The sequence below is a fragment of the Klebsiella sp. 1SOBk5mer genome (genome assembly GCF_046603115.1).
In the GTDB taxonomy this organism is placed as follows: Bacteria; Pseudomonadota; Gammaproteobacteria; order Enterobacterales; family Enterobacteriaceae; genus Klebsiella; species Klebsiella quasipneumoniae.
In genome coordinates this window covers 83,061-105,765 of the sequence record NZ_JBKIUU010000006.1, presented here as the reverse complement: position 1 = coordinate 105,765, position 22,705 = coordinate 83,061, and the positions used below count along the sequence as shown (strand labels likewise).

At 57.6% G+C, this 22,705-nt stretch carries 18 protein-coding genes and 1 pseudogene; 12 read left to right on the top strand and 7 right to left on the bottom strand.

The annotated features are described in order from the left end of the window. Positions 1-277: 277 nt before the first annotated feature. Positions 278-1,579 carry an MFS transporter gene (locus ACLH1U_RS15090; RefSeq protein ID WP_032455227.1) on the top strand — a complete coding sequence of 434 codons (1,302 nt, stop codon included), beginning with the start codon at positions 278-280 and terminating at the stop codon, positions 1,577-1,579. Between the two features lie 15 nt (positions 1,580-1,594). After that, on the top strand, positions 1,595-3,958 hold the full coding sequence (locus ACLH1U_RS15085) for a glycoside hydrolase family 31 protein (protein ID WP_048297124.1): 2,364 nt from the start codon (positions 1,595-1,597) through the stop codon (positions 3,956-3,958). Between the two features lie 375 nt (positions 3,959-4,333). On the opposite strand, the gene ACLH1U_RS15080 is transcribed toward ACLH1U_RS15085, so the two are convergent. Further along, positions 4,334-5,926 carry an ABC-F family ATPase gene (locus ACLH1U_RS15080; protein ID WP_023288955.1) on the bottom strand — a complete coding sequence of 531 codons (1,593 nt, stop codon included), beginning with the start codon at positions 5,924-5,926 and terminating at the stop codon, positions 4,334-4,336. 48 nt (positions 5,927-5,974) lie between these two features. Here ACLH1U_RS15080 and ACLH1U_RS15075 point away from each other — a divergent pair. Continuing rightward, positions 5,975-6,890: pseudogene (locus ACLH1U_RS15075) on the top strand (tyrosine-protein phosphatase). A 177-nt stretch (positions 6,891-7,067) separates the two neighbouring features. Then, the gene (gene ldtB / locus ACLH1U_RS15070; RefSeq protein WP_032428696.1) at positions 7,068-7,982 is read left to right on the top strand and encodes a L,D-transpeptidase; all 915 of its coding nucleotides are present in this window, start codon (positions 7,068-7,070) and stop codon (positions 7,980-7,982) included. Between the two features lie 147 nt (positions 7,983-8,129). Here the strand turns inward: ldtB and ACLH1U_RS15065 are convergent, their stop codons facing one another. The 4 genes from ACLH1U_RS15065 to mntR all read right to left on the bottom strand — a co-directional run bounded on the left by ACLH1U_RS15065 (position 8,130) and on the right by mntR (position 12,044). Continuing rightward, positions 8,130-8,846: a GntR family transcriptional regulator gene (locus tag ACLH1U_RS15065; RefSeq protein WP_044521840.1), complete on the bottom strand. Its 717-nt coding sequence runs from the start codon at positions 8,844-8,846 to the stop codon at positions 8,130-8,132. A gap of 68 nt (positions 8,847-8,914) precedes the next feature. Then, positions 8,915-10,291 (bottom strand): glycoside hydrolase family 1 protein, encoded by a 1,377-nt coding sequence (locus ACLH1U_RS15060; protein WP_032455223.1) that lies wholly within the window; start codon positions 10,289-10,291, stop codon positions 8,915-8,917. A 170-nt stretch (positions 10,292-10,461) separates the two neighbouring features. Continuing rightward, positions 10,462-11,574: an anion transporter gene (locus tag ACLH1U_RS15055; protein WP_275257142.1), complete on the bottom strand. Its 1,113-nt coding sequence runs from the start codon at positions 11,572-11,574 to the stop codon at positions 10,462-10,464. Beyond that, positions 11,571-12,044: a manganese-binding transcriptional regulator MntR gene (gene mntR / locus ACLH1U_RS15050; RefSeq protein WP_004886216.1), complete on the bottom strand. Its 474-nt coding sequence runs from the start codon at positions 12,042-12,044 to the stop codon at positions 11,571-11,573. Before mntR ends, ACLH1U_RS15055 begins: the two co-directional genes overlap by 4 nt. Positions 12,045-12,229: 185 nt before the next feature. On the opposite strand from mntR, the gene mntS reads away from it, so the two are divergent. Together mntS and ACLH1U_RS15040 are read left to right on the top strand one after the other, a co-directional pair. Continuing rightward, a complete protein-coding gene (gene mntS / locus ACLH1U_RS15045; RefSeq protein WP_023288948.1) occupies positions 12,230-12,355 on the top strand; it encodes a manganase accumulation protein MntS in 126 nt (41 codons plus the stop codon). A gap of 268 nt (positions 12,356-12,623) precedes the next feature. Continuing rightward, positions 12,624-14,204, top strand: a complete 1,581-nt coding sequence (locus ACLH1U_RS15040; RefSeq protein WP_048334498.1) for a phosphoethanolamine transferase — start codon at positions 12,624-12,626, stop codon at positions 14,202-14,204. Between the two features lie 97 nt (positions 14,205-14,301). Here ACLH1U_RS15040 and ompX read toward each other — a convergent pair whose 3' ends face one another. Further along, complete coding sequence (gene ompX, locus ACLH1U_RS15035; RefSeq protein WP_004886207.1) at positions 14,302-14,814, bottom strand: outer membrane protein OmpX; 513 nt, start codon at positions 14,812-14,814, stop codon at positions 14,302-14,304. A gap of 351 nt (positions 14,815-15,165) precedes the next feature. Here ompX and rhtA point away from each other — a divergent pair, with 351 nt between their 5' ends. The 6 genes from rhtA (at position 15,166) to ybiO (ending at position 21,767) form a co-directional block, all read left to right on the top strand. Beyond that, positions 15,166-16,053 carry a threonine/homoserine exporter RhtA gene (gene rhtA, locus ACLH1U_RS15030; protein WP_411299325.1) on the top strand — a complete coding sequence of 296 codons (888 nt, stop codon included), beginning with the start codon at positions 15,166-15,168 and terminating at the stop codon, positions 16,051-16,053. A gap of 237 nt (positions 16,054-16,290) precedes the next feature. Beyond that, positions 16,291-16,794: a DNA starvation/stationary phase protection protein Dps gene (dps, locus tag ACLH1U_RS15025; protein ID WP_004886200.1), complete on the top strand. Its 504-nt coding sequence runs from the start codon at positions 16,291-16,293 to the stop codon at positions 16,792-16,794. 416 nt (positions 16,795-17,210) lie between these two features. Beyond that, on the top strand, positions 17,211-17,957 hold the full coding sequence (gene glnH, locus ACLH1U_RS15020; RefSeq protein WP_411299324.1) for a glutamine ABC transporter substrate-binding protein GlnH: 747 nt from the start codon (positions 17,211-17,213) through the stop codon (positions 17,955-17,957). 125 nt (positions 17,958-18,082) lie between these two features. Beyond that, positions 18,083-18,742, top strand: coding sequence for a glutamine ABC transporter permease GlnP (glnP, locus tag ACLH1U_RS15015; RefSeq protein ID WP_002895837.1), 660 nt, complete (start codon positions 18,083-18,085; stop codon positions 18,740-18,742). After that, positions 18,739-19,461, top strand: coding sequence for a glutamine ABC transporter ATP-binding protein GlnQ (gene glnQ / locus ACLH1U_RS15010; RefSeq protein WP_004212183.1), 723 nt, complete (start codon positions 18,739-18,741; stop codon positions 19,459-19,461). The genes glnP and glnQ overlap by 4 nt, the downstream gene beginning before the upstream one ends. A 110-nt stretch (positions 19,462-19,571) precedes the next feature. Beyond that, positions 19,572-21,767: a mechanosensitive channel protein gene (gene ybiO, locus ACLH1U_RS15005; RefSeq protein WP_255893427.1), complete on the top strand. Its 2,196-nt coding sequence runs from the start codon at positions 19,572-19,574 to the stop codon at positions 21,765-21,767. On the opposite strand, the gene rlmF is transcribed toward ybiO, so the two are convergent. After that, on the bottom strand, positions 21,768-22,682 hold the full coding sequence (gene rlmF, locus ACLH1U_RS15000; RefSeq protein WP_044521825.1) for a 23S rRNA (adenine(1618)-N(6))-methyltransferase RlmF: 915 nt from the start codon (positions 22,680-22,682) through the stop codon (positions 21,768-21,770). Positions 22,683-22,705: the final 23 nt, after the last annotated feature.

Here is a 22,705-nt window from a genome sequence, read left to right as displayed (position 1 = left end):
AAAATGAAAGAATTTTCATAATCGCCAAAGCGCTCCCTGTAAGCAAATGACAGCGCAAAATTTGAGATCCCGGTCATTTCATGAAAAAACTTGCATAAATAGCGCTTTGCCCGACGTTTTTTCTCCCTTAGCCTGAATTGGTCCAACATCTCCCATACTAGTTATACCAATGGTGTTGAGATAAAAAAATAGACTATTCAAATAGTTAACAACACTACGTGACCGCTCACGGATTGAGAACGTCACTTTCCCCTACTAACGTCATGTGGAGTGTGCTATGAGTCAAGGCCTCAACAATGATATCGCGGTCAGCAAAACGCGCCGGGTGGTAAAAAACCTGCGCTGGTGGGTGCTGGTCCTGTTTTTACTTGGCGTCACTGTCAACTACATCACACGCAACTCGCTGGGGATTATCGCCCCGGAACTGAAAGCGACGCTCGGTATCACCACCGAACAATATTCCTGGATCGTCGGCGCGTTTCAGTTGGCTTACACGATTTTCCAACCGCTCTGTGGCTGGCTTATCGACGTCATCGGCCTGAAGCTCGGGTTTATGATCTGCGCCACCCTGTGGGCGCTGGCCTGCATCGCCCACGCCGGGGCCGGCAGCTGGCTGCACCTGGCTATATTGCGCTTCTTTATGGGCGGGGCCGAGGCGGCCGCCACCCCGGCCAACGCCAAGACCATCGGCGAGTGGTTCCCGAAGTCTGAACGGCCAATCGCCGCCGGCTGGGCTGGCGTCGGGTTCTCCATCGGCGCCATGCTCGCCCCGCCGATCATCTACTTCGCCCATGCCTCCTTCGGCTGGCAGGGGGCGTTTATGTTTACCGGCGCGCTGGCCCTGCTGTGGGTGGTGCTGTGGTGGGCCTTCTATCAGAACCCGGAAAAGCACCCCAATCTCAGCAAAAGCGAGCTCGAGTACATCAAGCAGGATAACGAAGCGCCGCCGGTGAAACAGCCCTTCTTTTCCGCACTCAAAACCGTCTCGAAGAATAAACGTTTCTACGGGATCGCCATTCCCGCGTTTATGGCCGAGCCCGCCTGGGCGGTGCTGAGCTTCTGGGTACCGCTGTACCTGGCCAAAGAGCACGGCATGGATCTCAAGCAGATTGCCATGTTCGCCTGGCTGCCGTTCCTTGCCGCCGACCTCGGCAGCGTGGTCAGCGGCTACCTCACCCGCCTGTACGTTCGCTGGTTCGGCTGTACGCGAGTCAACTCGGTGATCGCCAGCTCGGTGACCGGCGCGTTTCTGATGATCTCCCTGGCCCTCGTCGCTATCACCCGCGATCCCTATATCACCATCGTCCTGATCTCCATTGGCGGCTTCGGGCATCAGATCATCTCATGCATGCTCAGCGCGCTGGTGGTGGAGTCGTTCGACAAGGGACAAATGGCGACGGTGAACGGTATGCGCGGATCCGCGGCGTGGATCGCCAGCTTCCTGTTCTCGTTATTAATCGGGGTGACCGCCGACAAAATTGGCTTCAACCCGCTGTTCATCGCCATGGGTTTCTTTGACCTGATTGGCGCCGTTTTCCTGGTGGCATTTATTGCTGAACGTCGCGCCAAGCGCGCCTGAGAGTGGATGTAAGATATGAAGACGTTGAAACACTGGAGTTTACATCAACAGCTGGAGCATCACGTTGAACTGACGGTCGATGGCCAGCACACCCTGTGCCTGTACGTACTGGAAGAGAATCTATTCCGCGTGCTGCTGAAACGCCAGGGCCAGCTGGCGCTGGATCGCACCTGGAGCATCGCTCCGCAGCAGGATGTGCCGTGGGAAGGCCGCGCCCGGGATGACCTCAGCGGTTTTAGTCTCCCGGCCTGGCAGCTGACCCAGGAGGGCGATACGCTGACCATCGCCACCCGCCAGCTGCGCGTCACCGTCCATCAGCCGCTGTGGCTGGAGTGGAGCTATCGCGACGATGCCGGGGAATGGCAGCAGCTTGCCAACGACCGTCCCACCAGCGCCTATCTGGCCAATGCCCACGGCGACGGCGTCGCCCACTATCTGAGCCGCCGCAAAGACGAGCGTTTCTATGGCCTGGGCGAAAAGGCCGGCGACCTGCAGCGCACCGGTAAGCGTTATGAAATGCGCAACCTTGATGCCATGGGCTACAACGCCGCCAGCACCGACCCGCTGTATAAACATATTCCGTTCACCATCACGCAACGCAGCGACGTTAGCTATGGCCTGTTTTACGACAACCTGAGCAGCTGCTGGCTGGATTTGGGTAACGAAATCGACAACTATCATACCGCCTATCGCCGTTGGCAGGCGGAAGCCGGCGATATCGATTACTACCTGTTCACCGGTAAACAGGTGCTGGATGTGACCAAGGCCTTCGTCCGTCTGACCGGTAAAACCCTGTTCGGGCCAAAATGGAGCCTCGGCTACAGCGGCTCGACCATGCACTATACCGACGCGCCGGATGCGCAAAATCAGCTGATGAACTTCATCCGCCTGTGCGATGAGCACGCTATTCCGTGCGATTCGTTCCAGCTCTCTTCCGGCTATACCTCGATCAACGGCAAGCGCTACGTCTTTAACTGGAACCACGACAAGGTGCCGCAGCCGAAAGTGATGAGCCAGTCGTTCCACGACGCCGGGCTGAAGCTGGCCGCCAATATCAAACCCTGCCTGCTGCAGGACCATCCGCGCTATGGCGAGGTGGCGGAGCGCGGTCTCTTCGTGCGCGATTCGCAAACCGACGCTCCGGAGCGCTCCAGCTTCTGGGACGATGAAGGATCGCATCTCGACTTTACCAATCCGCAAACCGTGGCCTGGTGGCAGGAAGGGGTCACCAGCCAGCTGCTGGAGATGGGCATTGATTCGACCTGGAACGATAATAACGAGTATGAGGTGTGGGACGGCGAAGCGCGCTGCTACGGCTTTGGCCGCGAAATCGCCATCAAGCATATTCGCCCGGTGATGCCGCTGCTGATGATGCGCGCCTCGATGGAGGCCCAGCAGCGCTTTGCGCCGCAAAAGCGCCCGTATCTCATCTCCCGCTCCGGCTGCGCCGGGATGCAGCGCTACGTCCAGACCTGGAGCGGCGATAACCGCACCAACTGGGATACGCTGCGCTATAACATCCGCATGGGGCTGGGCATGAGCCTTTCCGGGCTGTTTAACGTCGGCCACGACGTCGGCGGTTTCTCCGGCGATAAACCTGAGCCGGAGCTGTTCGTGCGCTGGGTACAAAACGGCGTGATGCACCCGCGCTTTACTATTCATTCGTGGAATGACGACCAGACGGTCAACGAAGCCTGGATGTATCCGGCCGTCACCCCGGCCATTCGTTCCGCTATTGAGCTGCGCTACCGCCTGCTGCCCTATCTGTACACCCTGCTGTGGCAGGCGCATGCTGACGACGAGCCGATGCTGCGCCCGACCTTCCTCGATCATCAGCACGACGCGCAGACCTTCGCCGAATGCGATGACTTCCTGCTGGGGCGCGATCTGCTGGTGGCCAGCGTGGTCGAGCCTGGCGCCCGCCAGCGTGAGGTGTGGCTGCCGGATAATCAGGCCGGATGGTACGATTTCTACAGCCACCAGTGGTTCGCCGGCGGCCAGTGGGTCACCCTCGACGCGCCGCTGGAAACGCTGCCGCTGCTGGTACGCGCCGGGGCCGGACTGCCGCTCAGCGAGCGCATCCGTCATGTTGCTGCGCAACAGGACGATCGCCGCGAACTGCAGCTGTTCCCGCTGAAAGGCGTCGGGACCACTTCGGGTCTGCTGTTTGAGGATGACGGCGAAAGCTGGGGCTATAAACAGGGCGATGCGCTGTGGCTGGAGTGGGAAATGGCGTGCGACAGCAGCACTATCAACCTGAAGGTCAACGCCCGCGGCAATTATCGCCCGGCGTGGAAAGCGCTGAAGCTGTCATTACCGGCGGGAGAAAAACGCAAACTGCTGGTGAATGGCGTCGAAGGAACGGAGTGGAGGCTCTGAGCATATGCCGGGCGGCGGCTTACGCCTCGCCCGGCCTGGATTTAATAATGTTCCCGGATGGCGCTACGCTAATCCGGGCTACAAACTGGTGGCCTCAAAATCCCCGGTGGCGCTACCGCTTACCGGGGCTACAGCACTGTGCGGTTTGGTAGCCCGGGTAACGGACAGTTTCAGTAACCATGGGTACAAGATAGAGCTCTTAAGCTCACAATGGCACGGACCGTAGGCCGGATAAGGCGCAGCCGCCATCCGGCGCGAAAGTGGCTCTTTACCCGCGGTTATTGCCCGGCGGCGCTACGCTTGCGCGGGCCTACAGATCACATGCCAGGCGTAGCCCGGGTAAGGCGTAGCCGCAACCCGGGTAACGAAGCGGGATTACTCGATACCTTTGCTGCGCAGGTAGTCTTCGTAGTTGCCGCTGAAGTCGATCACCCGTTCCGGGGTAATCTCCAGCACGCGGGTGGCCAGCGAGCTGACGAACTCACGGTCGTGGGAAACGAAGATCAGGGTGCCCTGATACATCTCCAGCGCCATGTTCAGCGATTCGATGGATTCCATATCCAGGTGGTTGGTCGGTTCATCCATTATCAGGATGTTTGGCTTCTGCATCATCAGCTTACCAAACAGCATGCGGCCCTTCTCACCACCGGACAATACTTTCGCCGGCTTCTTGATGTCATCCTGGCTAAACAGCAGTCGACCAAGGATACTGCGCACCGCCTGCTCGTCGTCGCCTTCCTGTTTCCACTGGCTCATCCACTCGAAGACCGTCAGGTCGTTTTCGAACTCGTACTCATGATCCTGCGCGTAGTAGCCGAGTTGAGCGTTTTCAGACCATTTCACGGTGCCGTTGTCCGGCTGCAGTTCACCCACCAGGGTTTTCAGCATCGTGGATTTACCCACGCCGTTGGCGCCCAGAATGGCAATCTTCTCGCCCACTTCCAGCAGCAGGTTGACGTTTTTGAACAGCGGACCGTCTTCAAAGCCTTTGGTGAGGGCTTCCACTTCCAGCGCGTTACGGAACAGTTTCTTGTCCTGCTCGAAGCGGATAAACGGGTTCTGACGGCTGGAGGCTTTAACCTCTTCCAGCTTGATTTTGTCAATCTGACGCGCGCGCGAGGTGGCCTGACGCGATTTAGAGGCGTTGGCGCTGAAGCGGCTAACGAAGGACTGCAGGTCGGCAATCTGCGCTTTTTTCTTGGCGTTGTCTGCCAGCAGACGTTCACGCGCCTGGGTGGCCGCCGTCATGTATTCATCGTAGTTGCCCGGATAGACGCGCAGCTCGCCGTAGTCCAGATCCGCCATGTGGGTGCAAACCATGTTCAGGAAGTGACGGTCGTGCGAGATGATAATCATGGTGCTGTCGCGGTCGTTCAGCGTCTGCTCCAGCCAGCGAATGGTGTCGATGTCCAGGTTGTTGGTCGGTTCATCGAGCAGCAGAATGTCCGGGTTAGAGAACAGCGCCTGCGCCAGCAGGACACGCAGCTTCCAGCCTGGGGCGACTTCGCTCATCGGGCCGTAATGCTGTTCAACCGGAATGCCCACGCCCAGCAGCAGTTCGCCCGCGCGCGCTTCAGCAGAGTAGCCATCCATTTCGCCATATTTCACTTCCAGGTCGGCCACTTTATAGCCATCTTCTTCGCTCATCTCGGCGAGGGAATAGATGCGATCGCGCTCCTGCTTCACTTCCCACAGCTCGCCGTGGCCCATGATGACCGTATCCAGCACGGTGAACGCTTCAAAGGCGAACTGATCCTGACGCAGCTTACCGATGCGCTCGTTCGGGTCGAGAGAAACGTTGCCCAGCGTCGGTTCGAGATCGCCGCCGAGGATCTTCATAAAGGTCGATTTACCGCTGCCGTTGGCGCCGATCAGACCATAACGGTTGCCGCCGCCAAATTTAACGGAGATATTTTCGAACAGCGGCTTACTGCCAAACTGCATGGTAACGTTGCTGGATACTAGCACGGGGATATCCTGAAAAAAGAGTATGAGGGGTGTGATACAGCAGACATTATGCCAGTAAATGACGCACTTTTCACGGTCTGCGGTAAATTCCGCCGCGGCGCTTGTGCTAAGGTCTTTGTCAGATGCGCCAGAGACCTGCGCGCAAACCGTTATTCTGTACGTGATGATGAGGAGTCCCATGACCACCAGCCAACCGCGACATCCGGCCTTTTTATCCCTGCAGGGCGGCATTAATTTTCGCGACCTGGGCGGCCAGCGCGCCGCCGACGGACGCCGGGTACGCAGCGGCAAGCTGCTACGCTCCGGTGCGCTAAACCGGCTAACGGCAGAGGATCTCGACCACCTGGATACCCTGCCGCTCAGCCGGGTGCTCGACTACCGCGACCCCGGTGAAGTACAGCGCACGCCGGACAAACTGAGCCCGCTCACTCACTATCTCAACGCGCCGGCCAATCCGCCGATCGGCGAGGTCAACGCGAAGGTCACCGAGCTGAATGCCGCCACCCTTAATGCGCTGAACGGCGAGCAGTTTATGCTGCAACTCTATCGCCAGCTGCCGTTTAACAATCCGGCCTATCGCCAGCTCGCCGCATGGCTGACGACCCCTTTCGACGGCGCCTTGCTGCAACACTGCGCGGTCGGTAAAGATCGCACCGGCGTCGGCTGCGCGTTAACCCTGTTCGCCGTCGGATGCGACAGCGAGACGGTGATGGAGGAGTATCTCCTTACCCATGGCATGCTGACGCAGGTGGAGGCCTGGATGCTGGAGATGCTCGGCAACGACCTGACGGCCCAGGGGCGCCAGAGCCTGGCGGACATCCTGACGGTGAAAGAGTCCTATCTCGCCGCCGCGCTGTCGGCTATTCAGCAGCGCTATGGCAATGTCGACGCCTGGCTGGCGGAAGAGTACCAACTGACCGCCCCGGTCCGCGCGGCGCTGCAGGCCCGGCTGCTGGAAGACTAACCCTCGTCGCCCCGAACGCCAGGGCGCGGCAGCCGAGGCGACAGGGAAAAAAATGTGATTTCGTACACATCTGATTTACCTGTTCAGCGGAATGCACATATAATGCGCTCCCATCTACTGTCTCAATCATTAACAAAGGCCTGTGTGGCGTTGATTTCGCACACGACATTAAAAACTATGAAATTATCTACACTCTTAGCGGCAGCCTTCGCCATCGTAGGCTTTTGCAATACAGCGTCTGCTGTCACCTATCCTTTGCCAACCGATGGCAGCCGTTTGGTTGGTCAGAACCAGGTCATCACCATTCCGGATGATAACAAGCAGCCGCTGGAATACTTCGCGGCGAAATATCAGATGGGGCTTTCCAACATGCTGGAAGCCAACCCGGGGGTGGATACCTATCTGCCGAAGGGCGGTAGCGTCCTGAACATCCCTCAGCAGCTGATCCTGCCGGATACCGTCCATGAAGGGATCATCATCAACAGCGCCGAAATGCGTCTGTACTACTACCCGAAAGGCACTAACACCGTGATTGTTCTGCCGATCGGTATCGGCCAGTTAGGCAAAGACACGCCAATCAACTGGACCACCAAAGTCGAACGTAAGAAGGCTGGCCCGACCTGGACGCCGACCGCCAAGATGCATGCGGAATACGCTGCCGCCGGCAACCCGCTGCCAGCCGTCGTACCGGCCGGTCCGGATAACCCGATGGGCCTGTACGCGCTGTATATCGGCCGTCTGTACGCCATCCACGGTACCAACGCTAACTTCGGCATCGGCCTGCGCGTGAGCCATGGCTGCGTACGTCTGCGCAACGATGACATCAAATTCCTGTTTGAGAACGTGCCGGTCGGCACCCGCGTGCAGTTTATCGATGAGCCGGTAAAAGCCACCACCGAGCCGGACGGCAGCCGTTACATCGAGGTTCACAACCCGCTGTCGACCACCGAAGCGCAGTTCCAGGGCGGCGAGATCGTGCCGATCACCCTGACTCAGCCGGTACAGGCGATCACCAGCCAGTCTGATGTCGATCAGAACGTGGTCGAGCAGGCTATCCAGAACCGCTCCGGTATGCCGGTGCGTCTGAACTAAGTTCTGCATGACAAGAAAAACGGCGGGCCTGATGCCCGCCGTTTTTTTTATCGGTGTTGTGCCGGGCTGCGGCTGACGCCTTGCCTGGCGACTGAACCTGACAACACCCTGGCCCTGCTAAGCGCTGCGCCAACCGGGGCCCCCGGTCTAGCCGTTATTCACCAGAATAATCCCGCCGTGGTCGTAGCGATAGTGGCAGTGGGCGTACTCCAGCGGCGTGCCGTCTTCCAGATAGATAACCTGCTCCACCTCCAGCACCGGATCGGTGGGCTCGCAGTGAAGATGCTGTTTATCCAGTTCATCCGGCTTCATCGCCCGCACCACGCGGTAAGATCCCATCAGCTTCAGCCCCAGCGTCTCCTGGATATAGCGAAACACCGAGCTTTCCAGATGGCTTTTATTGAGCCCCGGCACCAGCCCCACCGGCATGACCGTCAGATCCAGCGACACCGGTTCCCCGTTGAGCAACCGCAGGCGAACAAAGTCATACACCGGGGCATCGGCGTCGATCAGCAGCGAACTCTGCTCCTTGTCAGTGGGAAAACGCACCTCAAAGCGCACCACTTCGCTTTGTACCTCGCCAAGATGCTCCCAGGTTTTGGTGGCGCCGAAATAGTCGCTGCCGGGCAGCTCCCACTGCGACAGCTGAAGGAAATTTTTCCGCACAAAGGTGCCCTGCCCTTTGCGGGTATAGATCAGCCCTTCGACGATTAACTGGCGCATCGCCTGCTGGATGGTCATCCGGCTGGTGCTGAACTCTGCCGCCAGCGCAAACTGGTCAGGTAACGGCGCGCTGGCAGGATACTGCTGGCTGATGATCCGTTTTTTTATTTCCCGCGCGATTTGCAGATACTTCGCCGTCATTCCCCGGTCCTTATACATTCAGTGAGTGGCTGGCGGGCAGGATCTACGGCCTGACCGCCAGAACACCATTACATCACGTCGCCATTGCTGTGGATCACCTGCTTCAGCCACGCATAGCTCTTCTTCGGCACCCGCCGCAGATCCTTGAGGTCATGGTTCTCGCGATTGACGTAGACCACGCCGTAGCGCTTACGCATATCGCCCTGTGAGCTGAGGATGTCGATTAATCCCCAGCCGAGATAGCCGATCACCTGCGCCCCATCCTCAAACATGGCCGCTTTCATGGCGTTGATATGGTCGCGATGGTAGGCGATGCGGTAATCGTCGGCAACCGGATGTTCACCGTCCCACGACTCAATCACCCCGATGCCGTTTTCAATCGGGAAAACCGGCAGGCGCCAGTCGTTATAATAGCGGGTGATAATGGTCCGGAAGCCCAGCGGATCGATCTGCCAGTTCCATTCTGTCGCGTTCAGGAACGGGTTATCCTGATTGCCAAACAGCATATAGTTGTTGACCGCCGTTCCCGGCGGGATCGCGTCGCTGTTCAGCGTCCGGCTGGCGTAATAGCTGAACGCCAGATAATCGACCTTCACCGTCGCCATCAGCGCGAGATCCTCCGGACGATAGATATCATCGAACCCTTCTGTGGCGACAAAATGCATCACCTCCGGGCTGTAGCCCTCCCCGGCGTAAGCCCGCAGCAGGTTCTGGTTTAAAAACTCGTCCAGCTGCTGGGCGCACAGGATATCGCGTGGTTTGCAGGTCGCCGGATAAACCAGGGCGTGGGCCAGCATCCCGCCCATCAGACACTGCGGCTTCGTCTGATGCAGGTGATCGGTCAGATGGACGTGCGCCATCATCACATGATGCTGGATCAGGTACAGCTCGCGCAGGGTCTTCTCCCCCTGCAGGTAGCCGGAAATCAGAAACGCTTCCGGCGAATGGTACAGATTCTGTTCATTAAAGGTGAGCCAGTATTTCACCTTGTCGCCATAGCAGGCGATCATCTTCTGGCCATAGCGAATAAAGGCGTCCATCACCCGGCGGTCGGTAAATCCGTTGTAGCGCTCCGCCAGCGAGAGCGGCATATCGAAGTGGTACAGGCAGATCATCGGCTCGATGCCGCGGGCGATCAGTTCATCAATAAACTGATGGTAGAAGGCGATGCCCTCTTCATTGAACTCGCCGTCTCCCTCAGGGCACACCCGGCTCCAGGCGATCTGAAAACGGTAGCAGTTCATGCCCAGATCCTGCATCAGATCGAAATCTTCCCTAAAGCGATGATAGGAGTCGGTCGCCACCTTCCAGTCGGAAGCGAATTCTGCCGGTTGCCGGATATCGTACACCGACATCCCCTTGCCGCCCTCGTTCCACGCCCCCTCCGTCTGCATGCTGGAGACGGAATTACCCCATAAGAAATCTGCCGGTAGTCTGTTCTTCATCCTGCGCCTCGATATATGACTAGTCATTTAAACTTCATGACTAGTCATATATCGAAAAGCGAACGGATGCGCAAAGCCAGGGATCGTTTTCTGTGAGCCGGGCAAAAAAAAGATCGCCCCGGAGAGCGATCCTGTCGAACGACGTGGAGGGCGGCGGACTGCGGCGGAAATCAGGCGCAGAGTTTGAAGAGCCAATAGCCGGTGAGGGCCGCCCACAGCAGCATGGGAATGGAGTAGAGATGGAAACGCCACCAGATCCGCCGATCGCCAGCCATGCGCAGGGCGATGATATTGGCCAGCGAGCCCGGCAGCAGACCAAAGCCCCCCACGTTAACCGCCCAGGCGAGCAGGATCGACGGTGGGACATAGTTGAGCAGCAGAATGGTCGAGGGCACATTGCTGATCACCTGCGACAGGCCGATGGCGGTCAGCCACAGCCCACCGCCGGAGAGCGTCCCGACCCCGCTCAGCACCTGGTGCAGCGCCGGAAGCTGGGTCAGCAGATGGACGTCGATAAACATCACCATAAACACCAGCAGCAGCGACCAGTCAACATGGACGATCACCGCCCGGGCCAGCGCCAGAAAGCCCAGCAGCACCAGCGCCAGTCCCCACAGCGCCTGATTCATCTCCAGCGCCGTCAGGAACACCAGATAGAGCCCCAGACAGCTCCAGACGAGCTTAGGCTGCCACGATGGCGCTATATCGCTGCTCTGGTAGGTAAGCCGCTTTGCCGGGAAACAGAACCAGCACAGCGCCAGCAGGGTCAGCATCATTGCCGCCGCCAGGGGCAGCATCTGGCCGATAAACCCAGGGAAAGAGAGACCGGAGCGTCCCCACAGCAAGATGTTCTGCGGGTTGCCGATCGGCGTCAGCAGCGACCCGGCGTTCACCGCCAGCGCTTCGAAAATAATCAGCCGGTTTACCGGGATGGCGCACCACTTCTTCAGGGTCAGGGTCAGGGGCACCACAATAAACAGCGCGACGTCGTTGGTGAGGAAGGTGGACAGCAGCGCCGCCGCCAGCACCATAAACATAGCCAGCTGACGCTCGGTGACAAAGCGGCGGGCCATTTTACGCCCCAGCACGTCAAAATAGCCGCTCAGTTCAATCCCCTTGGTCAACAACATCAGGCCGCTGAGGGTGATGATGGTATGCCAGTCAATGGCCGCCGGCCAGCTTGCCGGGACAAACGGCACCATCACGCTGAGCACGCAGGCGATAATCAGCAGCAGATGGAGAAAACGATCGCGCAGCAGCGACTGGACGAAGGGAAGAGTCATGCTTCCTGAGATCCCTGTGTTTGGGTAAATTTCAGGAACATCGCCAGCGTCTCTTCGCTCACGTGATGCTCCATCCCTTCGGCATCACGACGGGCGATCTCCGGACTGACGCCGATCGCCAGCAGGAAGTTCTCCACGATTTGATGGCGCTCGCGGCTCTCCTGGGCCAGCTTCTCACCCTCCGCGGTTAAGAATATGCCGCGCCACGGGATCTGTTCGATAAGGCCGACGCTGGCCAGCCGTTTGAGCATCTTGGCGACGGTGGGCTGCGAGACTCCCAGCCGGGCGGCCATATCCACCTGACGCGCCTCGCCCACCTCGCGGATGAGGTCGGAAATCAGTTCAACATAGTCGTCAATCAGCTCGCGCCGATGCGCTTCCCGCACCTGGCGGAACCCTTCAACGTGCTCTTCAACATTTACTAACTGCGTCACTTTTTTTGTTATTGGCTTACCTGCGCGACGGTTCATTGTGCTTCCTCATTCGTGTGACGCGTCAAGCATCATATAAAAAGATCCACATTGTAATGGATTGCGCCAAGAGCACAAAAATTTAACGTTTTAGCCATAGCTATAAAATATAGCCTGTGCTATATCTGTATATAATGCAAACATCCATCAGGGAATGATGGAGCGAACAGGCAGGAGGAGAGCAGATGAACGAATTCAAGAGGTGCTTAAACGTGTTCAGCCATTCACCCTTTAAAGTACGCTTAATGCTGCTCGGTATGCTGTGCGAGATGATCAACGGTAAACCGCAGCAGGACAAACCCCATCGCTAAGGCGGCGTCGCGGTACGCCGCTTCATTTTTCCGTCATCATCTGCCGCTAAACTGACCGGTTTATCCCGTTTCCCCCACCTTTTTTCAAGTTTTGTAAGCGTCCTCGCAAAACAATCTGTTATGTCTGGTTGACCTTACCATTTACAAGCCCTATCTTTGCACAGCCCTGCCACATTCGCGGCTCGCAGAGACCCTCTTCACGCACTGTCCAGCAGGTTTTACCCCTTGAAGCCAGGGGATGCGCATGGCCTCTTTTTGATTGTTTACTATGAATGTCACCACCCTGAAAGATACGCTGGTCGCCCGCCGACTGGCACTGAACCCATGGACAGGATTCTACTTTTTACAATCGCTGTTGATTAACCTGGCGCTGGGCTATGAATTTAGCCTGCTCTATACCGTGGCATTTACCTGCGTGTTACATCTTCTGTGGCGTGCCTTTCCGCGCGTGCAGAAAGCAGTGGTCGGCGCTTATTCTCTGCTGGCGGCCCTCTACTACCCGTTTGGCCAGGCTTACGGCGCGCCCAACTTCAATACCTTGCTGGCGCTGCACGCCACCAACGTGGAAGAGTCCACGGAAATCCTCACCATCTTCCCGTGGTACAACTATCTGCTGGCGGTATTTATCTTCGCGCTGGGGATCATCGCGGTCCGCCGCAGGATCGTCGAGCAGACCCGCTGGGGAAAAATGGAGACCCTGGGCCTGCTGTTCAGCATCGGGATCTTCTTTCTTCAGCCGGTGCAAAATCTCGCCTGGGGCGGTGTATTCAAGGTGATCGATACTGGTTACCCGGCCTTCCGTTTTGTCAAAGACGTGGTGGTGAATAATAACGAGGTGCTGGACGAGCAGGCGCGGATGGCGCAGCTGGCCGGCATGAAAGATAGCTGGCACGTGCTGGCGGTGAAGCCGAAGTACCATCTTTATGTGGTGGTGATCGGTGAAAGCGCCCGCCGCGACGCCCTCGGCGCCTTCGGCGGCCACTGGGACAACACGCCGTTTGCCAGCTCGGTGAACGGGTATCTGTTTAACAATTACGTCGCCGCCAGCGGCTCGACGCAAAAATCCCTCGGCCTGACCCTTAACCGGGTGGTCGATGGCAAACCGCAGTTTCAGGATAACTTTGTCACCCTCGCCAACCGCGCCGGTTTCCAGACCTGGTGGTTCTCCAACCAGGGGCAGATCGGCGAGTACGACACCGCTATCGCCAGTATCGCCAAACGGGCGGATGAAGTGCAGTTCCTGAAAAACGGCGATTTCGAAGCCAATAAAAACACCCAGGACGAGCAGTTACTGAAGCTGACCGAGCAGGTGCTCTCCACCCAGCGCACCCAGCCGCAGCTGATTGTTCTGCATCTGATGGGCTCGCACCCGCAGGCCTGCGACCGGACCAAAGGCAAATATACGGTTTTCGTCCAGTCGAAAGAGACCTCCTGCTATCTCTACAGCATGACGCAAACCGATACCCTGCTGGCTAAGCTCTACAGCCAGTTGCAAAATTCCGGCGACACCTTTTCCCTGACCTACTTTTCCGATCATGGTCTGGCGTTCAAGGAGCGAGGCAAAGAGGTGCAGTATCTGGCGCACGACGATAAGTTCCAGCAGAACTTCCAGGTGCCGTTTATGGTGCTCTCCAGCGATGACAAAGCGCATAAAGTCATTAAGGCGCAGCGCTCGGCGAATGATTTCCTCAGCTTCTTCTCGCAATGGACCGGCATCAAGGCGGCGGAAATCGCCCCGCGCTATCGGTTTATCTCTGAGCAGAAGGCCGGCCCGGTGTATATCACCAACTTCCAGCTGCAGAAGGTGGACTATTCACACCTCGGCAGCGATGAGTTCACCATCAACTAAAACGACGCGGTCAGCGCCGGCCAACCGGCCGGGCTGGCGGTCAGCAGGCAAAAAAAAATCCGCCCCAGGAGGCGGATTTTTTATATCACCGGAGTGATTAGAAGCGGTAACCCACGCCAGCGATCCAGGTGCCGACGTCAACGTTACGAATACGAGACTGCTCGTAGGAGAAGTCCAGAGCAACGTTTTCGATCGGGTTGAACTGCAGACCAGCACCGTAGGAGAAACCGTAGTCGCTCATATCGGATTTATTAGGGAAGTTGTTGTTCTGGAATTTACCGTAACCAACACCCACTACGCCGTAGATGCTTGCCCAGTCGTTCAGACGGTAAGCCGGACCAGCGGTGATGCCGTAGTACTGACCTTTGTTGTAAGTACCGTTGCTGTTATTATCCTTTTCGGTGTAGGTGAAGGAACCGATAACGCCCAGCGGGTTGTTATCTTGCTCGTAACGGTATTTCAGGTTGAAACCGCCAGCTTTGTTCGCTTTACCCTGCATGTCGCTCTGCGCGTAACCGCCGGTTACGGTAGAGGTTGCAGCAAATGCAGTAGTACCTACGGATGCAGCCAGAACAACGGCCAGTGCTGAAAGACGTGCAATTTTATTCATAACCACCTCAAATGTGTTTCTAATAAGTCCTAAGCTTTAAATATATCAAAAACTTTTGGGAAACTCTTTGGAGTTTACATTGTCTAACATACTTTTTCATGTAACCAAAAGTTTCCATATTTCTATAACAATATGGAAAACAACAGTTTTTGGCGTTAACTTACAGTTTAACGCTCATTAAGAAATTCGCAAGCATCCAGATTAATCCTAATCACCTGGTGAATTTCTCAGCAACTTTCGCCATTGTACTGTTTTTGCCCCTGTTTTTTTCAACATTAGCTCAACCGCCAGCAGCTAATTCCAGTACACTGGAACTTTTACCCCTTTTGACAAAAATTGACAGGAGAAAGGATGCCCGGTCCATCCCGAAAAGCGGCGGCATGGTTGCCGATAGTGGTGATTTTAATCGCTATGACCTCGATTCAGAGCGGCGCATCGCTCGCCAAATCGCTGTTCCCGGTGGTCGGCGCCCCGGGAGTTACCGCCCTGCGCCTGGCGCTCGGGACGCTGATCCTGGTGGTGGTGTTCAAGCCCTGGCGGCTACGTTTCTCTCCGGCGCAGCGCGTACCGCTGCTGCTGTACGGCCTGGCGCTCGGGGCGATGAACTATCTGTTTTATTTATCCCTGCAGCGTATTCCGCTCGGCGTGGCGGTGGCCCTCGAGTTTACCGGCCCGCTGGCGGTGGCGCTTTTCGGTTCGCGCCGCCCGCTGGATTTTGTCTGGGTGGCGCTGGCGATCCTCGGGCTGTGGTATCTCCTGCCGCTGGGGCAGAACGTGGCGCAGGTGGATTTAACCGGCGCGCTGTTCGCTCTCGGCGCCGGGGCCTGTTGGGCGGTCTATATTCTGACCGGCCAGCGCGCGGGCGAGGAGCATGGTCCAGCCACGGTGGCGATGGGGTCGCTTATCGCCTCGCTGGTCTTTGTCCCGTTAGGTATGGCGCAAGCCACCGATACGCTGTTGCAATGGTCGCTGCTGCCCCTGGGGCTGGGGATTGCCATTCTCTCCACCGCACTCCCCTACTCCCTGGAGATGATGGCCCTGACGCGCCTGCCGACGCGCACCTTCGGTACGCTGATGAGCCTCGAGCCGGCGCTAGCCGCCCTGTCCGGTATGATCTTCCTTGGCGAAACCCTGAACCTCTCCCAGACGCTGGCGCTGGGCGCGATTATCATCGCCTCAATGGGCGCCACGCTGACCATGCAGCGGCAGAGCAAAATCAAGCAAGTCGATATCAATTAACATTCTGTTACGGCGGCGGCCCGCGCCAGTTGCGGGCCTGCCAGCCTTCTCTAACCTTCTGATTGGACTTGTTTTTTCAAATAGCCAACCATTTTGCGCTATCGGAGTGATATGGCCTGCCGATGCCTCATACTTTAAAACCCTTGCTATACTTAGTCCCGAAGTTACCTGGGACAACGCTCCACATCATTCAGTTTTGAAGTGTGACGAGCATCAATATCAAGAGGATATGAAACGATGAGTACCGCTAAACTGGTTAAATCAAAAGCATCTAATCTGGTCTATACCCGCAACGATGTCGCTGACAGCGAAAAGAAAGCGACCATTGAGCTGTTGAATCGCCAGGTGATCCAGTTCATTGACCTGTCCCTTATCACCAAGCAGGCACACTGGAATATGCGCGGTGCGAACTTTATCGCCGTGCACGAAATGCTGGACGGTTTCCGTACTGCGCTCACTGAGCATCTGGATACCATGGCGGAGCGCGCCGTGCAGCTGGGCGGCGTCGCCCTGGGCACCACTCAGGTGATCAACAGCAAAACCCCGCTGCAGAGCTACCCACTGGATATTCATCATGTTCAGGATCACCTGAAAGCGCTGGCTGACCGCTACGCAGTAGTGGCTAACGATGTGCGCAAAGCGATCGGCGAAGCTAAAGACGAAGATACCGCAGATATCTTCACCGCCGCTTCCCGCGACCTGGATAAATTCCTGTGGTTTATTGAAGCGAATATCGAGTAAGGCTTTGCCGTCGGCCGCAGCGCGGTCGACGGCGCCTTTGCTTTCCCCACCCAGCCCTTGTTGTTTTTCCCTCCTCCGTTTTCCCTCACCCGCTGGCCTTGCACCATTTCAGGGCGTCAAATTGATGAAAATGCGCACAAAGGTAAAACAATTGTAATAATCACCTCACACAATCGTTACGGCGAGATTGTTTTCCCATCAGGGTTTGCGCTAAAAATGGGCTCGTTATTCAGCGACCTCAGGATGCACCAAAATAACGCCCCGTTATGGTGCACTCTTTGCCTGAAACGATCGATATTGTGCAACGGCTACCGCTTCGTTTGTTGAAAAACAACAGCTTGTAAAAGTGGCACGATTTTTTCATTAGGCTAGTCGTTCTCGCAGGGGATCGTCCCGTGGATATAAAAGGAAATGCTATGAAGTCTGTATTTAAAGTTTCACTGGCTGCACTGACCCTGGCTTTTGCGGTTTCTTCCCATGCCGCCAATAAGACCCTGGTTGTCGCCACCGATACGGCGTTCGTCCCGTTCGAATTTAAGCAAGGCGATAAGTATGTGGGTTTTGACGTTGACCTGTGGGCGGCCATCGCCAAAGAGCTGAAGCTCGACTACACCCTGAAGCCAATGGACTTCAGCGGCATTATCCCGGCGCTGCAAACCAAAAATATCGATCTGGCGCTGGCGGGGATCACCATTACCGACGAGCGTAAAAAAGCCATCGACTTCTCTGTCGGCTACTACAAGAGCGGCCTGCTGGTGATGGTCAACGCAAATAATAACGACATCAAAGATGTGAAAGATCTGAACGGCAAAGTGGTCGCGGTGAAGAGCGGCACCGGCTCCGTTGACTACGCGAAAGCCAATATCAAAACCAAAGATCTGCGTCAGTTCCCGAATATCGATAACGCCTACATGGAGCTGGGTACCGGCCGCGCGGATGCCGTCCTGCACGATACGCCGAACATCCTCTACTTCATCAAAACCGCGGGCAACGGCAAATTCAAAGCGGTAGGTGAATCACTGGAAGCGCAAAACTACGGTATCGCCTTCCCGAAAGGCAGCGACGAGCTGCGTGAGAAAGTGAACGGTGCGCTGAAAACGCTGCGCGAGAACGGCACCTACAACGAAATTTATAAAAAATGGTTCGGCACTGAACCAAAATAATAAAAACGTACATCGCCGGGCGCAGTCCCGGCGACATCACAACGGTCTTCCGGCACAGACGTTGCGGGAGACAGTATTTTGGCGGAGGCTTTCCTCTGCTCTCGACACGGTAACAGGAACGTATTATGCAGTTTGACTGGAGTGCCATCTGGCCTGCCATTCCGATTTTGTTGGAAGGCGCCAAAATGACGCTGTGGATTTCCGTCCTCGGCCTGGCCGGCGGCCTGATCATCGGTCTGGTGGCCGGTTTCGCCCGCTGCTTCGGCGGCTGGATCGCCAACCACATCGCGCTGGTGTTTATTGAAATCATTCGCGGCACCCCGATTGTGGTGCAGGTTATGTTCATCTACTTTGCGCTGCCGATGGCCTTTAGCGATCTGCGCATTGACCCCTTCTCCGCGGCGGTAGTGACCATCATGATTAACTCGGGCGCCTATATCGCGGAAATTACCCGCGGCGCGGTGCTCTCCATTCATAAAGGCTTCCGCGAAGCGGGCCTGGCGCTGGGCCTGTCGCGTCGCGAAACCATTCGCCACGTGATCCTGCCGCTGGCGCTGCGCCGCATGCTGCCGCCGCTGGGCAACCAGTGGATCATCAGCATCAAGGACACCTCGCTGTTCATCGTCATCGGCGTCGCCGAACTGACCCGTCAGGGACAGGAGATCATCGCCGGCAACTTCCGCGCGCTGGAAATCTGGAGCGCCGTTGCCGTGATCTACCTGATCATCACCCTGGTCCTGAGCTTTATTCTGCGTCGTCTTGAAAGAAGGATGAAAATCCTGTGATTGAATTTAAAAACGTCTCCAAGCACTTTGGCCCGACCCAGGTGCTGCACGATATCTCTCTGAAAATCAATCAGGGTGAAGTGGTGGTCATTATCGGCCCGTCCGGCTCCGGTAAATCGACGATGCTGCGCTGCATCAATAAACTGGAAGAGATCACCAGCGGCGATCTGATTGTCGATGGCCTGAAGGTCAACGATCCGAAGGTGGACGAACGTCTGATTCGTCAGGAAGCCGGGATGGTGTTCCAGCAGTTTTACCTGTTCCCGCACCTCACGGCGCTGGAAAACGTGATGTTTGGCCCGCTGCGGGTACGCGGCGCCAGCAAGCAGGCGGCGGAGAAGCTGGCGAAAGATCTGCTGGCGAAAGTCGGTCTGGCAGAGCGCGCGCATCACTATCCGTCTGAACTCTCCGGCGGCCAGCAGCAGCGTGTGGCCATCGCCCGCGCGCTGGCGGTGAAGCCGAAGATGATGCTGTTTGATGAGCCCACCTCCGCGCTCGACCCGGAACTGCGTCATGAAGTGCTCAAGGTGATGCAGGATCTGGCGGAAGAGGGCATGACGATGGTGATTGTGACCCACGAAATCGGCTTTGCCGAAAAAGTGGCCTCGCGACTGATCTTTATCGACAAGGGACGAATTGCCGAAGACGGCAACCCACAGGAGCTGGTGAACAACCCGCCAAGCCCGCGTCTGCGGGAATTCCTGCAGCACGTCGCCTGACCCACAACGGCTCTCTCCGTCGCGGAGAGAGCCGCTTTCCAGATTCCTCTTCCCTCCCCTTCCGCCATCGGCTTCTATACTTACCCGTTTACGTTGCAACGGAGGTGCCCATGCCGTGGATCCTGCTTTTGCTCGCTGCGCTGTTTATTCCCCCGCTTTCCGCCGCCGCCCTGCCCGGCGTGCCGACCGCTAATGCCGATAAAACCAGCGCCAGCGAACCCGATGTAGAACAGAAAAGAGCGGCCTATGCCGCGCTGGCCGACGTGCTGGCCAACGACTCCGCCCGCCAGGAGCTCATTGACCAGCTGCGTAAAGCGGCCGCCACGCCGCCGCCCGACAGCACCCCGACGCTGACGCCGCCGGCGGTGAAAGAAGAGACCACGGTGCTGGAGAACGTCACGCAGATCAGCCGGGAATATGGCGATGAGTTCTCATCGCGCTTCTCCCAGCTGTGGCGCAATATTACCGGCTCGCCGCATAAGCCCTTTAATCCGCAAACCTTTACCAGCGCCGCCTGGCATTTTTTACTGCTGGCCGGGCTGGTGTTTGCCTTCTGGTGGCTGGTACGCCTCGCGGCGCTGCCGCTGTATCGTAAAATGGGCGAATGGGGACGGCATAAAAACCGCGATCGCGGAAACTGGCTCCAGCTGCCGTTGACCATCGCCGGGGCGTTTATCATCGATCTGCTGCTGCTGGCGCTGACCCTGTTTATCGGTCAGCTGTTGAGCGATCGCCTGAATGGCGACAACCCTACTATCGCCTTCCAGCAGAGCCTTTTCCTCAACGCCTTCGCGCTGATCGAATTCTTTAAAGCCATCCTGCGGCTCATTTTCTGCCCGCGCATCCCGGCGCTCAGGCCCTTTAACCTCAGCGACGAGGCCGCCTCCTACTGGAGCCTGCGCCTGAGCGCCCTCAGCAGCCTGATCGGCTACGGCCTGATCGTCGCGGTGCCGATTATCTCCAACCAGGTGAATGTTCAGGTCGGCGCGCTGGCTAACGTCGTCATCATGCTGTGCATTACGCTGTGGGCGCTGTATCTGATTTTCCATAACAAAGCGGTGATTACGCAGGGGCTGATCCATCTGGCTGACCGCTCGCTCTCCTTCTTTAGCCTGTTTATCCGCGCCTTCGCTCTGATCTGGCACTGGCTGGCCTGCACCTACTTTGTGGTGCTCTTTTTCTTTTCCCTGTTCGACCCAGGCAACAGCCTGAAATTTATGATGGGCGCCACCCTGCGCAGCCTGGCGATTATCGGCGGCGCGGCGCTGGTGTCCGGCATTCTGTCGCGCTGGATAGCCAAAACCATCACCCTCTCCCCTGCCACTCAGCGCAACTATCCTGAGCTGCAAAAGCGGCTGAACGGCTGGATCTCCGCGTCGCTGAAGGCAGCGCGTATTCTCACCGTCTGCGTCGCCATCATGCTGCTCCTGAGCGCCTGGGGGCTGTTTGACTTCCGCGAATGGCTGCACAACGATGCCGGGCAAAAAACGGTGGATGTGCTGATCCGTATCGCCCTTATCCTCTTCTTCTCCGCTATCGGCTGGACGGTGCTGGCCAGCCTGATCGAAAACCGGCTGGCCTCGGATATCCATGGCCGCCCGCTGCCCAGCGCGCGGGCCCGGACGCTGCTGACGCTGTTTCGCAACGCGCTGGCGGTGGTGATCAGCACCATCACGGTGATGATTTTGCTCTCGGAGATTGGGGTCAATATCGCGCCGCTGCTGGCCGGCGCCGGGGCGTTGGGGCTGGCCATCTCGTTTGGCGCGCAAACCCTGGTCAAAGACATTATCACCGGCATTTTTATCCAGTTTGAGAACGGGATGAATACCGGCGATCTGGTCACCATCGGTCCCTTGACCGGCACGGTGGAACGGATGTCGATTCGCTCAGTGGGGGTGCGCCAGGATACCGGCGCTTATCACATTATCCCCTGGTCCTCGATCACCACCTTTGCCAACTTCGTGCGCGGCATTGGCTCGGTGGTGGCCAACTATGACGTCGACCGCCATGAGGATCTGGATAAAGCCAGTCAGGCGCTGAAGGCGGCGGTGGACGATCTGCTGGCCCAGGAGGAGATCCGCGGCCTGATCATTGGCGAACCGTCGTTCGCCGGGCTGGTGGGGCTGAGCAATACCGCCTTTACGCTGCGCGTCAGCTTCACCACCCTGCCGCTGAAGCAGTGGACGGTGCGTTTTGCCCTCGACACCCAGGTGAAAAAGCACTTCGACCGCGCCGGGGTTCGCGCCCCGGTACAAACCTGGCAGCAGCTGCCGATGCCGGGCGCCGACAGCCCGGCCGCGGAGTAGTTAGAACGGACGGCGGCGTTTGGCGTCGTCCATAAAGCTCCAGGCAATAAAGCGGCTCTGCTTTTGCCCCTGGGCCATCTCTTTTTTCACCACTTTCACTGCCCCGACCTCGGTCAGCAGGCGGTAGAGCGGCGGCAGATTGTCGCCGCGCGACACCAGCGAGGTAAACCATTTCACCTGGCGGGCGAAGGCCTGACTTTCGCGGATCATCTGCGAGATAAAGGCCACTTCGCCCCCTTCGCACCACAGCTCCTGCTGCTGACCGCCAAAGTTAAGCCCGCTGTCGGCGCCGAGTCCGAGATTGCGGCGCTTGCGCTCACCGCCCGCCCGGGCGCTCTCTGCGGAGTCATGGAACGGCGGATTACACAGCGTGGCGTCATAGGTCTCGTTTTTGTGGATCACGCCGTGGAAGATAGCCTGGCTCTCTTTTTGCCGACGCAGACGGATCTGCCGGGTCAATCCCGGGTTGCCATTGACAATCGCCTGCGCGCTGGCGAAGGCTTCCGGGCTGATTTCGCTGCCGGTAAAGCGCCAGCCGTACTCGTGAACGCCGATCAGGGGATAAATGAGGTTGGCGCCGGTGCCAATATCAAGGATCGTGGCTTGCTTCGGCACTTCGCCGCTGTCCCCGGCCAGCAAATCCGCCAGATGATGAATATAATCGGCCCGCCCGGGCACCGGCGGACAGAGAAAACCATCAGGAATGTCCCAGTGTTTGACCGCGTAGAAATGCGCCAGCAGCGCTTTATTCAACGCCTTTACCGCCTGCGGATTGGCAAAATCAATGGTCTGCTCACCCAGCGGATTGAGCGTAATGTATCCCTGCAGGTCAGGATGCGCCTGGCAGAGCGCGGGCAGGTCGTAGCGTTGATGGTGGCGGTTACGCGGGTGTAACCCCGGTTTCTGGGCTTTCATGACAATCTCCTTTGAACAGCCGC